Annotated in this window: 12 protein-coding genes; 1 reads left to right on the top strand and 11 read right to left on the bottom strand. The window is 65.8% G+C overall.

Translation table 11 applies throughout. The features are described 5' to 3' along the window. The 7 genes from pstC (KGR00_RS16625) to KGR00_RS16595 all read right to left on the bottom strand — a co-directional run bounded on the left by pstC (KGR00_RS16625) (position 1) and on the right by KGR00_RS16595 (position 7797). Entirely contained in the window at positions 1-1257 is a 1257-nt protein-coding gene (gene pstC, locus KGR00_RS16625; protein ID WP_129138670.1) for a phosphate ABC transporter permease subunit PstC, read from the bottom strand. A 115-nt stretch (positions 1258-1372) separates the two neighbouring features. Beyond that, positions 1373-2386, bottom strand: coding sequence for a PstS family phosphate ABC transporter substrate-binding protein (locus KGR00_RS16620; protein WP_129138671.1), 1014 nt, complete (start codon positions 2384-2386; stop codon positions 1373-1375). 293 nt (positions 2387-2679) lie between these two features. Next, positions 2680-3516, bottom strand: a complete 837-nt coding sequence (pstB, locus tag KGR00_RS16615) for a phosphate ABC transporter ATP-binding protein PstB (protein WP_129138672.1) — start codon at positions 3514-3516, stop codon at positions 2680-2682. Between the two features lie 23 nt (positions 3517-3539). Then, positions 3540-4379: a phosphate ABC transporter permease PstA gene (pstA, locus tag KGR00_RS16610; protein ID WP_224419716.1), complete on the bottom strand. Its 840-nt coding sequence runs from the start codon at positions 4377-4379 to the stop codon at positions 3540-3542. A gap of 10 nt (positions 4380-4389) precedes the next feature. Further along, on the bottom strand, positions 4390-5328 hold the full coding sequence (gene pstC / locus KGR00_RS16605) for a phosphate ABC transporter permease subunit PstC (protein ID WP_129138674.1): 939 nt from the start codon (positions 5326-5328) through the stop codon (positions 4390-4392). A gap of 113 nt (positions 5329-5441) precedes the next feature. After that, the gene (gene pstS / locus KGR00_RS16600) at positions 5442-6488 is read right to left on the bottom strand and encodes a phosphate ABC transporter substrate-binding protein PstS (RefSeq protein WP_224419715.1); all 1047 of its coding nucleotides are present in this window, start codon (positions 6486-6488) and stop codon (positions 5442-5444) included. Between the two features lie 106 nt (positions 6489-6594). Next, the gene (locus KGR00_RS16595) at positions 6595-7797 is read right to left on the bottom strand and encodes a Bcr/CflA family multidrug efflux MFS transporter (RefSeq protein WP_224419714.1); all 1203 of its coding nucleotides are present in this window, start codon (positions 7795-7797) and stop codon (positions 6595-6597) included. Positions 7798-8146: 349 nt separating this feature from the next. Here KGR00_RS16595 and KGR00_RS16590 point away from each other — a divergent pair, with 349 nt between their 5' ends. Continuing rightward, positions 8147-9850, top strand: a complete 1704-nt coding sequence (locus tag KGR00_RS16590; protein ID WP_224419713.1) for a methyl-accepting chemotaxis protein — start codon at positions 8147-8149, stop codon at positions 9848-9850. Between the two features lie 60 nt (positions 9851-9910). Here KGR00_RS16590 and KGR00_RS16585 read toward each other — a convergent pair whose 3' ends face one another. From KGR00_RS16585 to KGR00_RS16570, 4 genes are read right to left on the bottom strand one after another with little or no spacing between them, the layout of a single operon-like run. Continuing rightward, a complete protein-coding gene (locus KGR00_RS16585) occupies positions 9911-10420 on the bottom strand; it encodes an STAS domain-containing protein (protein ID WP_129138678.1) in 510 nt (169 codons plus the stop codon). After that, positions 10407-11579, bottom strand: coding sequence for a SpoIIE family protein phosphatase (locus KGR00_RS16580; protein ID WP_224419712.1), 1173 nt, complete (start codon positions 11577-11579; stop codon positions 10407-10409). Before KGR00_RS16580 ends, KGR00_RS16585 begins: the two co-directional genes overlap by 14 nt. Positions 11580-11591: 12 nt before the next feature. Next, the gene (locus tag KGR00_RS16575; RefSeq protein ID WP_224419711.1) at positions 11592-12332 is read right to left on the bottom strand and encodes a VacJ family lipoprotein; all 741 of its coding nucleotides are present in this window, start codon (positions 12330-12332) and stop codon (positions 11592-11594) included. Beyond that, the gene (locus KGR00_RS16570; RefSeq protein WP_224419710.1) at positions 12329-13471 is read right to left on the bottom strand and encodes a beta-ketoacyl-ACP synthase III; all 1143 of its coding nucleotides are present in this window, start codon (positions 13469-13471) and stop codon (positions 12329-12331) included. The genes KGR00_RS16575 and KGR00_RS16570 overlap by 4 nt, the downstream gene beginning before the upstream one ends. Positions 13472-13478: the final 7 nt, after the last annotated feature.

Here is a 13478-nt window from a genome sequence, read left to right as displayed (position 1 = left end):
TCACAGGTTGTTGGAGCGGTACTTTTCGCGGAAACGGCGAATCATCAGTACCGACACCATGTTGAGGACCAGGGTGACCACGAACAGCACCAGACCCAGGGCGAAGGCGGAGAGCGTCTCGGCACTCTCGAACTCCTGGTCGCCGGTCAGGGCGGCGACGATGCGCACCGTCACCGTGGTCATGTCCTCGAGCGGGTTGGCGGTCAGGTTGGGGCGCATGCCGGCAGCCATGACCACGATCATGGTCTCGCCCAGCGCCCGGGAGACCGCCAGCAGCGACGCCGAGATGATCCCCGGTAGCGACGCCGGCAGCACCACGCTCCTGATGGTCTCGCCCTTGGTCATGCCCAGCGCCAGCGAGCCCTCGCGCATGCTGTCGGGCACCGCATTGATCACGTCATCGGAAAGCGACGAGATGAAGGGAATGATCATGATCCCCATCACCACGCCCGGCGCCAGGGCGTTGTTGTAGGAGGCGTCGAGGCCGAAGAAACCGGCGATGTCGACGATGATCGGCGCCACGGTGATCGCCGCGAAGAAGCCATAGACCACGGTGGGAATGCCCGCCAGCACCTCCAGCACCGGCTTGGCCAGGGTACGCACCCGCGGCGGCGCGAATTCGGCCATGTAGATCGCCGCCAGCAGGCCGACCGGAATCGCCACCAGCATGGCGATCAGGGAAATGATGAAGGTGCCGGCGAACAACGGTACCGACCCGAACTGGGCGCCGCCGGCGGACTCGCCACCGCGTCCGGCCGCGGCGAGGAAACTGTCGCCCGGCGACCAGGTGGTGCCGGTCAGGAAATCCCACAGGCCCTGCATCTGGAAGAAACGGATCGCCTCGGAAACGATCGACAGCAGGATGCCGAAGGTGGTGACGATCGATACCAGGGCCGCCCCCGCCAGCGCCAGGCGGATCACCCGCTCGATGGCCTGACGTGCGTGGAAGTCGGGACGCACCTGCCTGACCCCCACGAACAGCCCGATGGCGGCGATCACCAGGCTCGCGGCGAGCAGGTAGGGAGTGGGAATCTCGGCACCCAGCAGCAGCATGACGAAAGCGCCGACGGCGCCCACCGCGATGGCCGGGCCGGCCGTGGCCAGCACCGAGAACCAGGCATATTGATCGGGCTGGGCGTACATCGCCACCCCGGCCTGGCGCGTCCGGGAGGCCTTGGCGCGTGCCACGATGAAGGCGATCAGCCCGAGCACCGCCAAGGCCACACAGAATGTCAGAAACGTCAGATTGGACAGCATAATCGGTCTCTCGCTACGGCCCCGTCACCTGGGGGACGGCACCCCAAGGCCGGGGCCTGACATGAAAACGGGCCGACGACTCGCGTCGCCGGCCTCGTTCATGCGGCGACGCAGCTTACTTGAGGTCGGCCAGTTCGAGTTTGTCGTGGTTCTCGACCTGCTGGCGCTGTGCCTGGCGCATGTCGTCCGGCAGCGGGATCAGACCCAGGCCCTTCAGGTAACCCATCGGACCGATCATCTTCTCGGTCATGAACAGGTTGGCGTACTCGTACATCGCCGGCACGCTGTCGGCGTGCTGGTTCTTGACGTAGAAGAACAGCGAGCGTGACACCGGGTACTCGCCGGAGCTGATCGCCTCGGGCGTGGGCTCGACGCCATCGATGCTGGCACCGATCAGGGTGTCGGAATTCTCTTCCAGGTAGGAATACCCGAAGATGCCGAAGGCGTCGGTGTCCTCGGCCAGACGCTGAACGATCAGGTTGTCGTTCTCGCCGGCGTCGATGTAGGCGCCATCCGAGCGGATGTCGGTGTAGGCTTCGCCGCCATAGGCCTTCATGTCTTCGGAGGCGGCTTCCATCACCAGCTCCTCGAAGGCGTCACGGGTACCGGAGGTGGTGGGCGGCCCGTAGACGGAGATCTCGCGATCGGGCAGCGACGAATCGATGTCGCTCCACTTCTTGTAGGGGTTGTCGACCAGCTTGCCGTCCTGCGGCACCTTGGCGGCCAGCGCCAGGAAGATCTGCTCGCGGCTCAGATCGATCGGCTCGTTGCTGCTCGATTCGGCGAAGGCGATCCCGTCGTAGCCGATCGTCGCCTCGGTGATGTCGGTGACACCGTTCTTCTCGCAGCGTTCGAACTCGGACGTCTTCATGCGACGCGAGGCGTTGGTGATGTCCGGGGTATCGTCACCGACACCGGCACAGAACAGCTTCAGGCCGCCGCCGGAGCCCGTGGATTCGATGACCGGCGTCGGATAGTCGGTGGTCGCACCGAACTCTTCCACGACATAGCTGGCAAACGGGTAGACCGTGCTCGAGCCGACGATGCGCAGCTGCTCGCGGGCCTGGGCGACACCGACCACGCCCATCACGGCGGCGGCAACGGCGGTGGTCTTCAGGATGCGGTTCATGCGGGTAACTCCTGTCGATGAGAGTGTTCAACCTTCGCGGAACCCAAGATGCCGCACAAAGATGACAGCTTCGTGACAGTCGACAGGCGTGGCGAGTTGGACCGGAAATCCCTTCCCGGTCACACACTGGCCGCGTGCTGAGACGCTTAGGGAAATGCTGAATAAATCGACGAGCGGGATGAAGCGCGAGGCGCATGGAACGCAGAAAACGAGGCATAACATGAAGTTAGGCGAGTTTTCGAGTACCACGCAACGAAGCGATTCGCTCGCGCAGGCATTTATACAGCGTTTCCTTAGCCGTAGCGCCCGGTAATGTAGTCCTCCGTGCGGCTATCGCCGGGCTGAGTGAAGATCTTCGGCGTCTCGTCGCACTCGATCAGCTCGCCCAGGTACATGAAGGCGGTGACATCCGAGACCCTGGCCGCCTGCTGCATGTTGTGGGTGACGATGACGATGGTGTAATCCGCTTTCAGCTCGTTGATCAGATCCTCGATGTAGCCGGTGGAGATCGGATCGAGCGCCGACGTCGGCTCGTCGAGCAGGATCACCTCGGGCTTCACGGCGATGGTCCGGGCGATGCACAAGCGCTGCTGCTGGCCCCCCGACAGCGCCTGGCCGTTCTGGTGAAGCTTGTCCTTGACCTCGTCCCACAGCGCCGCCTTCTCGAGGGCCCACTGCACACGGTTTTCCATGTCGCGCTCGTTGAGGCGCTCGTAGAGGCGCACACCGAAGGCGATGTTGTCGTGCACCGTCATCGGAAACGGCGTGGGCTTCTGGAAGACCATGCCGATCCGCGCCCGCAGCAGGTTGGTATCGACCCGGGCATCGTTGATGTTCTGACCGTCGAGCTGAATGGCGCCTTCGCTGCGCATCCCCGGATAGAGATCGTGAATGCGGTTGAAGCAGCGCAGCAAGGTCGACTTGCCGCAGCCGGACGGCCCGATGAAGGCAGTGACCTGATTGGCGGGCACGTCCATGCTGATCGACTTGAGCGCCTGGAAACTGCCGTAATAGAAATTCAGATCCTCGACCCGGAGCTTCGCCTCGGCATCGGCGACGGCCGGCCTGGCCTGATCCCAGGCCTCCGGACGGGAGAAACGGGGGACCAGGCCTTCGGATGCGGTGGTCATGGGCAACTCCTCTTGAGCATTGGCTAGCCGCGCTGGCGCGAGACGACACGGGCGACGATGTTCAGCAGCAGGATCGCCACCGTGAGCAGTAGCGCCCCCGCCCAGGCCAGTTCGACCTGCCGCGGGATGAACGAATTGATGGTCATGTTCTGGTAGAGCGTCATGGGCAGGTTGGGCATCTCGCTGTTCAGATCGAAGAAGTTCCACTGATTGGAGTTCAACGAGGTGAACAGCAACGGCGCCGTCTCGCCGCTGATCCGCGCACAGCCCAGCAGAATGCCGGTGACGATGCCGGCGCGGGCGCCGGCGTAGCAGACGCGCGTCACCACCCACCAGCGATGCGCCCCGAGGGCGGCGGCCGCCTCGCGCAGGGTGTTGGGCACCAGCAGCAGCATGTCCTCGGTGGCGCGGATCACCACCGGGATGATGATCACGGTCAGCGACAGCGCCCCCGCCCAGCCGGAGAAGTGCCCGGTCTGCAGGACCACCACGGCATAGATGAACAGCCCGACGATGATCGACGGCGCCGACAGCAGCACGTCGTTGATGAAGCGGATGACACTCGCCAGCCGCGACTTGCCGCCGTATTCGGCGAGCCAGGTGCCCGCCGCCACGCCGATGATCGAGCCGAACAGCGTGCCCAGCGCAGTCATGATCAGGCTGCCGAGAATCGCGTTGCCCAGCCCGCCGCCATTCATCTGGGTGCGCTCGGTGAAGACCGACAGCGACAGCGCCGCGCCGCCCTTGACCACCAGCGACCAGAGGATCAGCAGCAGCCAGGCGATACCGAAAGCGGCCGCCGCGATGCAGAAGCCCATGATCACGCGGTTGATCAGGCGTCGACGTTGATAGACGGAATACATGCGCGCCTCCTCAGGCCGACTTGCGGTCATAGCGGTTGAGCATCAGGCGGGCGATTGCCAGCACGATGAAGGTGATCACGAACAGCAACAGTCCCAGCGCCAGCAGCGCCGAGCGCTGGATGCCATCCGCCTCCGGGAACTGGTTGGCGATCAGGGCGGCGATCGAGGTGCCCTGCCCGGTCAGGGTGGCGTGGAAGAACAGGTTGTTGCCGATCACGAAGGTCACCGCCATGGTCTCGCCCAGCGCCCGGCCCAGGCCGAGGATCACCCCGCCCACCAGGCCGCCGCGTACCGAGGGAAAGATCACGCTGCGCACCACTTCCCAGGTGGTACAGCCCAGCCCATAGGCGGATTCGCGCATGATCGGCGGCACCGTGACCATGACGTCACGGGTAATGGCGGTGATGAACGGGATGATCATCACCGCCAGGATCAACCCCGCCGTCGCCAGGCCGGTGCCGGCGGGAAACAGCGTGGGGAAATGACTCTGCAGGAACGGCGCCAGCACCTCGACGCCCCACATGCCATAGATGATCGAGGGCACCCCGGCGAGCAGCTCGACGGTGATGCCCAGCGGGCGTCGCAGCATCACCGGGCATTTCTCGGTGAGGAAGATGGCGATGCCGAACGACACCGGCACGGCGATGACGATCGCGATCAGCGAGGTGATCAGGGTGCCGTAGACCGCCGGCAGGGCACCGAATTTCTCGATGTTGGCCGCCCAGCGGTCGATGGTGAAGAAGTCCAGGCCGAAGGTCTGCAGCGCCGGCCAGCCGGAAACCACCAGCGAGGCCAGGATCGCGCCCAGCAGCAGCAGCACGAACAGCGCGAACAGCCGGGTGGTGGTCTCGAAAAGCCGGTCGATGAAGCCGTTGCGCTTCAGCGCGCTCAGCTCGTTGTCGCTCGCGCCCAGCAAGTGCCGGGCATCGGAGGTCGTTGACGTGGTCATGGAAAGCATCGAGTCCCTTGGCAGCGGCGGGGACGACGCCCCGCCCGAGGAGAGGCTGCCGACGACGAAAGACTGCGGGCGATGGCCCGCAGCCGGTCGGCGCTGGCGTCCGGTTACTGCTGCGTCCAGACCTTCTTGCCGTCGGGGCCTTCGATCTGACGCCACTTGTCCTCGACCATCGCGGCGACGTTCTTGGGCATCGGCACGTAGTCGAGTTTCTCGGCGGCGGCGTTGCCGTTCCGGTAGGCCCAGTCGAAGAACGTCAGGGCTTGCTTGGCGGCCTTGGCGTCCTGAACCTGCTTGTGCATGAGGATGAAAGAGGCCCCGGTGATCGGCCAGCTCTTCTCGCCGGGCTGGTTGGTCAGCACCAGGTAGAAGCCGGGGGCGTTCTTCCAGTCGGCGTTGGCGGCGGCGGCCTTGAAGCTCTCGATGCTCGGCTCGACGTAGTCGCCGGCCTGGTTCTGCATGGTCACGTAGTTGAGGTCGTTCTGCTGGGCATAGGCGAACTCGACGTAACCGATCGCCCCGCCGGTGCTGGCGACCTGGTTGGCGACACCGGCGTTGGCCTTGGCGCCCACCCCGGCGGGCCAGGCCACGGACTTGCCTTCACCGATGCTGTTGGCGAAATCGTCGCTGACCTGGGCCAGATAATGCGTGAACAGGAAGTTGGTGCCCGAGCCCTCGGCGCGGTAGACCGGGGTGATGGCGGCATCGGGCAGCTCGAGGTCCGGGTTGAGCTTGGCGATCTCGGCGTCGTTCCAGCGGGTGATCTTGCCCTGATAGATGTCGGCCAGGGTCTTGCCGTCCAGCTTGAGCTGGCCCTGGGAGATCCCGTCGATGTGCACGACCGGCACCACGCCACCCATCACCATGGGCCACTGCATCAGGCCATGCTGCTCGAGCTCTTCGGGCTTGAGCGGCGCATCGCTGGCACCGAAGGTCACGGTCTTGGCGACGATCTGCTTGATGCCGCCCCCGGAACCGATCGCCTGGTAGTTCAGGCCGACCCCGGTCTTGTCCTGATAGGTGTCCGCCCACTGGGAATAGACGGGATAGGGAAAGGTGGCGCCGGCGCCGGTAATGCTCTCCGCCGCGCTGGCGACATGCGCCCCCAGGACCAGTGAGCCGGTGAGCAGTGTGGCTGCGACACGCTTCAACATGGGACTTCTCCTCGCTTGTTCGATGGGCCCGCCCCATCGGGGCGGACTGAGCTTGAGCGAGGTAAAGATTAGTCGGGCAATATGTCGCTTCCGTGTCAGTTGCGAGTCAGGCCGCTGCCGATGCCTGGCGCAGGGCGGGCCCCGACAGCAGACGAACCCCGACGTTGCCGATCACCGCGGCACCGACCATGGTCAGCACCATGGGCCAGGCACTGGGAATCTGGAAGCCCCCGACCAGCACCCCGGCCAGCGCCCCGCAGGAGAACTGGATGCTGCCCTGCATGGCGGTCGCCGTGGCGCTCATGTGCGGGAAGTGATCGAGCATCGACGACATGGCGTTGGGACCGATCAGCCCCTGCATGCCGACGAACACCACCAGCAGCGGGACCACCGTGTACAGCGAATCCCAGCCCAGGGCGAAGACCGCCAGCAGCACGAGCCCCATGGTCAGCTGGATCGCCAGGCCCCAGAGCAGATTGTTCTGCGGCGTGAAATAGCGCAGCAGGCGGATATTGACGCGATTGGAGGCCGACATCACCACGATGTTGGCGCCGAACACGAAGGGATAGGCCGCCGGCGACAGGTCGAAATACTCCATGTAGAGGAACGGCGATCCGGTGATGAAGGCGAACATCCCGGCGAAGGACATCGACACCGCACAGATGTAGCCCATCGCCTCGCGATGGGCGAGGACGCTGCGATAGTTGCCGAGCACCTGCACGAAGTTCGGCGCGTCCGGATCGCGGCCGTGGGTCTCGGGCAGATAACGGTGCAGCAGCCACATCACGAAGCCCGCATAGCCGGCGAGGAAGGCGAAGATCAGCCACCAGTCCGCCAGATAGAGCAGCACGCTGCCCAGTGCCGGGGCCACCAGGGGTGCCAGCATCAGGATCATCACCATCGTCGACAGGACCTTGGCCGCCTCGCGCCCGCTGAAGCAGTCACGCACGATCGCCGCCGAATTGACCACCGAGGCCCCGCCGCCCAGTGCCTGCAGGAAACGCAACGCCCAGAGCATCTCCAGCGACTCCACCTGGGTGATCGCCAGACTGGTCAGCAGAAACACCGACACCCCGCCGAGCAGCACCGGGCGACGCCCGAGACGGTCCGACAACGGCCCGAAGATCAGTTGGCCGAGGGCGAAGCCGAACAGGAACAGGCTCACCGACAGCTCGGTCAGGTGCACGCTGGCGTCGACGGTCCTGGCCAGCGCCGGAATGGCGGGAAGATAGGCATCGATCGCCAGCGGCGCGATGGCCGTATTGGCCGCCACCAGCAGAGCGATCCGTCGAGGAGTGATCGGCGACATGAGTTTCCTTACATCAATGAACGATCGGGTCGGGCGACCATCATAGCAGGCCCGGGCGATTGCCCGGGCGATACCGCCCATTAGGGAAACACTGCACAAATACCTGCACGAACTCGGCGTCCCCGACGAATCGCCGCGTTGCGCGGTGCCGGAACGCCAGCCCGGTCGGAATCCTCACATATACCCCATATGCTGCGGTTCCTGTGCTCCGGACGCCTTGCGCTTCATCCCGTTCGCCTATTTGTTCAGCGCTTCCTTAGCCAAACTGCAACATGCCCCTGCTAGAACCGACCCCGATGCCGCCTCCAGGCCGGCATGAAAAGAATTCGAACCATCGCAGGGGTCCTTCATGAAAACCTTCGACAACCTGTCCGTCCGCATGACCTGGATTGCCGTGCTGGCCGTCTTCTGCCTCATGGTGCTGAGCGTCGGCGCTCTGGGTCTGTATGCCAACCATTTCAGTCGCCAGACCTTCGGCACCCTCGATCAGATCCACGTCGAACAATCCTCCGCCCTGGATCGGGCCTACATCGACATGCTGCGCGCCCGGGTGGCGATGGATCGTGCCGCCGCCCTGCTTGCCAAGCCCTCCTTCGATCGACCCGGTCCGGTCATCGAGCAAGCCAAGACCCTGCTCGCCCAGGCCAGCCAGGCCTTCGAACGTTTTCAGGCCATCCCCCCGCAGCCCGGCCAGGTCGAGGCGGCCGAGGCACTCGCCGAGCGTTTCCAGTCGCTGCTCAACACCGGCCTCTCCCTGCAGTTGATGAGCCTCGAGGATGGCGACGTCGAGGGCTATCAATCGGGCCGCTCGCGGGTCAGCAAGATGAGCGACACCTTCATGGCCAGCGCCGATGACTTCTTCATGACCTCGCGCCAGCGTGGCGCGGCCCTGGTCGAGACCTTCAACGCCATGAGCGTGCTGCTCGACATCGCCATCGCCGGCGGCCTGCTCGTCAGCCTGGTGCTGGGCGGTCTGATGCTGCGCTGGATGGCGCGCCATGTCACCGGGCCGCTGCGCGATCTGCTGGCCCACTTCACGCGAATGCGCGACGGCGACCTGTCCCATCCCGTCGAGACACGCGGCTCCAACGAGATCGGCCGGCTTTTCCTGGGGCTCGAGGAACTGCGCTACCACCTGGCGTCGACGGTCAGCGGGGTGCGCAACAGCGGCGAAGCGGTCCATGAGCGGGTCCGCGAACTCGCCCAAGGTAATGCCGAGCTCTCCGACGACACCGAACGTCAGGCCGCCTCCCTGGAAGAGACCGCGGCAAGCCTCGATCAACTGACCACCACCGTCGCCCACAACGCCGACAATGCCAACCGCGCCAGCGATCTGGCCGCCAGCACGGCGGACCGGGCGGGCGACGGGGGGCAGGTCATGGACGAGATGACCGTCACCATGCGCGGCATCGAAGAGGGCTCCCGTCAGGTCGGCGAGATCGTCGCGCTGATCGACAACATCGCCTTTCAGACCAACATCCTGGCCCTCAACGCCTCGGTGGAAGCGGCCCGGGCCGGCTCACAGGGGCGCGGCTTCGCGGTGGTCGCCGGCGAGGTCCGCAATCTCGCGGGACGCTCGGCAACCGCCGCCCGCCAGGTTCGTGAACTGATCGACGATGCCGATCAACGGGTCGAAGCCGGGGTACGCCTCGCCGGACGAGCCGGTCGCAACATGCAGGAGATCGTCGAGGCCATCGGTCAGGTCAGCGACCTCGTCAGCGAGATCGCCAATGCCTCCCATCAACAGAGCCGCGGCCTCGAGCAGGTCAACACCGCGGTCGGCGAGATGGAAGGCGTCACCCAGGGCAATCGCCGCCGTGCCCAGCAAGCCAGCGAGATCGCCCGGACCCTGCAGCGCGATGCGGACCAGTTGCGCGACGGCGTGGCCCGCTTCCGTGTCGACATCGGCACACCCGCCGCCATCCCGGCCGCCGATACCGACCCGGACGCCGCCTCTGCCGAGCCCGAGGCACCGACAGCGCTCCGCGCGCCGGCATCCACCGGCCCGGCAGCGACGCAGCGCGACAACGCGGGACAACCGGCGCTCGCCTGAAACAGCGCGGCTGCGAGACGCCGAGAGCCAGACCGGCCAACGCTGGCGCCGGCCGACCGCTCAGTCGATGGGGGAATTCTGCTGCTGCGCCTCGAGCAGTTCGACCAGCGGCTTGAACTCCTCGCGATTGTGCTCGTTCATGTGCATCAGGATGCGATGCGCCTCGAGGATACGCTCCTGCAGGTCGCCCTCGTCGGCCTGGACCGCAGGCAGCTCGTCGAGCCCGCCGGGCTCGGCGATCGGCGCCTGGACCAGCGTGAAATAACGCGAGAAGCCCATCACGTCGAGCATGCGCCGCACGTCGGGATGATCGACGACGATGGTCGGCGGATGGCTCAGGCGCCCTTTCACCGCCAGCGCGACCTTGGCCAGAAAGCCCAGCGCCGTGGAGTCGACGTTGGTCGCCTCGCGCAGGTCCACGATCACCGAGGTCAGCCCCGGCATGTCGGCAAGCCGCTGCGCCTCGTTGTCGAGCGTCGCGCACAGGGTCAGACGAACGTCGCCGCACAACTTGAGCACGAACACGCCGGCCTCGAAGGCCGCCTTGAGTCGCCCGTCATTGGTTGCCATGGTTGAAACCGCTCAGCGTCATGATGGTCAGATCATCCGGAAGTTCTTCCTGATCGTGTGGCGTGTCGTCGTCACGCTCCACGCCCAGGCCGGCGAGCAACGTCCGGATGTCGCCGCTCGCCGTGATGCGTCGCTTGAGTTCATCGAGCCTGGCGGTCAGCGTCTCGCCGGGCAGGCACTCGAGCACGCCGTCGGAGCATAGCCACAGCCGAAAGCTCGCCGGCAGCTCGAGACAGTAGTTGGGGTAGTCGATGCCCGGAAACAACCCCACCGGCATCCCCTCCCCCGCCAGCGCCTCGAGCGACTGGCCGTCATCGCACAGCGGCATCGGCATCTGCGCGCCCAGCGAATAGTGCAGCCGGTGCGTCGCGGCGTCCAGCACCCCGACGAACAGCGTGGCGTGCTTGCCGATGCCGGTATCCAGCAGTTCGCGATTGAGCCGCGCCAGCCAGCGCGCCGGCAGCGTTTCCGGGGAATCGCCGTCCCAGTCGTTCAGCCAGCGGTTGCACAGGTACTTGAGCAACACCGTGACGAAGGCCGACGAGGCCCCGTGCCCGGACACGTCCGCAAAATAGAACACGCTGTAACGCGCATCGAAACGCTGAAAATCGAGGAAATCCCCCGACAAATACAGCGATGGCACCAGGCGGAAATCGCAGCGCACCCCGTTGAGGGTCAGCGACTCGGGCGGCAGCAGCTTGCGCTGGATATGCCCCCCGGCCTGCTGGTCGAGACGCAGCATCGCCAGATGGGTTTCCAGGTTCTCGTTGAGCTCCGCCAGGCGCGTCCGATCACGGGCGTGCTCCTCGGCCAGTTGCTGGTGCTCGAGGGCCCGCGCCACCAGGCGGCGCAGCACGTCGCCGTGGCGCAGCGGTTCGACCAGATAGTCGACCAGCCCCGAGTCGACGGCGTGGAGCAGTTCCTCGTCGAGACGCGACTCGGTGACCACCACGGTCGGCACACGACGCGACAAGGCCGGCCATTCCCGGCTCGGCACGGCCCGGACGTGGGCGACGATCAGTTCGACGCCGTCCGGCAGGTCCTCGAGACGCTCGGCCGCGGCCACCGCGAAGCGCCCCTTGCCGAGCGTCTCGGCCAGCGCGTCGCGCGAGCTACCCGGTAGATCGAGCAGGCCGATCAGAGTGCGCGGTTTGTCCATGGAGGTGGACTCTCACTGGGCGAAGTCGCCGGCATCGTAGTCGAAATCATCATTGGCGAACGGATCCTCGCCGGTCTTGCCGTCGTTGATCTCGAAGCGGCGGCGCTGCAGATAGGTATCGCGCAGGAAGCTGTAGCGATCCCCCTGAATCAGCTTCTCCTGGTCGAGCACACTGGCACGGTAGTTGACCACGTCGAGGGCGCGAATGCCGTAACGGGTACTGTCCTCCTCGACATGGCTCACCGGATCGGCATACCAGTCCGCCGGCAGACCGCCGGCGTGGCGCAGCGTGCGCCCGCCGAGCACGGGCAGTACCACGTAGGGCCCCTCGGCGACCCCCCACACGGCCAGGGTCTGCCCGAAATCCTCCTCGTGCTCGGTCAGGCCCACCCCGGTGGCCGGATCGAGGAAACCGCCCAGCCCCAGGGTGGTGTTCATCAGAAAGCGCCCCGTGGCGACGCCGGCATTGCCCCACTTCCACTGCAGGCCGCTGTTGAGGATGGTCCGCAACTCGCCGAGGTTGGAGAAGAAGTTGGTGACGCCATCCTGCACGGGCTGCGGCGTGACGAAATCGTAGCCCTGCGCCACCGGCTTGATCGCATAGCGGTCGAGCGTGTCGTTGAAGGCGAACACCTTGCGGTTGAACCCTTCCCATGGGTCCTGCGGGTTGGCAGGCGCCGTTCCCTGGCTGGCGCAGCCGGCGAGCGTCACCCCCGCCACGGCTGCCAGCACCCCCTTACTCCATCGATTCATTCGTTCACCTTGTGTGCGCTTTGCTTACGGAGGATCACACTGCCTGCACTGTATCCGGCTCCGAAGGAACACACTACCCCCAGCGCCGCATCCGGCAGGTCGTCGTGATGCAGGTGGAAGGCGATGATCGATCCGGCCGAACTGGTGTTGGCATAGCGATCGAGGATGATCGGCGCCTGCGCCGGGCTCGGGTCGCGGCCCAGCACGCGACGCGCGATCAGGTCGTTCATGTGGCGATTGGCCTGATGCAGCCACAGCCGCGACAGCGCGTCGCCGTCGAGATCCAGCGAGGCCAGATGAGCGCTGATCAGGTCGGCGACCAGCGGACAGACCTCCTTGAACACCCGTCGCCCCTCCTGGACGAACAGCTTGTCGGCGGCCAGCGGATCGCTGTCGGTGACCCGATTGAGAAAGCCGGCATTGTTGCGAATGGCGTTCGAATAGCGGGTGACCAGGCGCGTGCCCAGTATCGCGAAGCGCGACGGCGCCACGGCCACCGCCTCGTCCTCGACGAGCAGCGCGGTGCAGGCATCGCCGAAGATGAAATGACTGTCGCGATCGCGGAAGTTCAGATGCGCCGAGCAGATCTCCGGGTTGACCACCAGGGCGCGCTTGACGCTGCCGCTGCGCACCGCGTTGGCGGCCATCTCGATGGCGAAGGTCGCCGAGCTGCAGGCCACGTTCATGTCGAAGGCGAAGCCGCGGGTCCCCAGCGCCGCCTGCAGCTCCACCGCGACCGCCGGATAGGGCCGCTCGAGGTTGGAACAGGCGACGATCAGCATATCCACGTCAGCGGGGGCGACCCGGGCGCGATCCAGTGCCTCGAGCGCCGCCGCGCGGCCCATCTCGCACTGGATCGACGGCTCGTCGTCGGTGCGCTGCGGCAGACGTGGCCGCATCCGCTCGGGGTCGAGAATGCCCGACGCATCGAGCACGTAGCGACTGTGAATGCCCGAGGCCTTGACGATGAACTCGCTGCTCGAGTGGAGCAGCGGTTCCCGCTCGCCGCGGGCGATGGCCTCGGCATGACGGCGGTTCTCGTCGTCGACCCAGGTGTTGAAAGCGTCCACCAGGGTGGCGTTGTCGATGGCGTGCGGCGGTGTATAAAGGCCGGTGCCGGTAATCACGGCTCGTGTCATGGTCGTC

It is taken from the genome of Modicisalibacter sp. MOD 31.J (assembly GCF_020147985.1).
GTDB classification, from domain to species: Bacteria; Pseudomonadota; Gammaproteobacteria; order Pseudomonadales; family Halomonadaceae; genus Modicisalibacter; species Modicisalibacter coralii.
The sequence above is the reverse complement of the archived record's forward strand: the minus strand, read 5'-3'. Positions and strand labels throughout refer to the sequence as shown.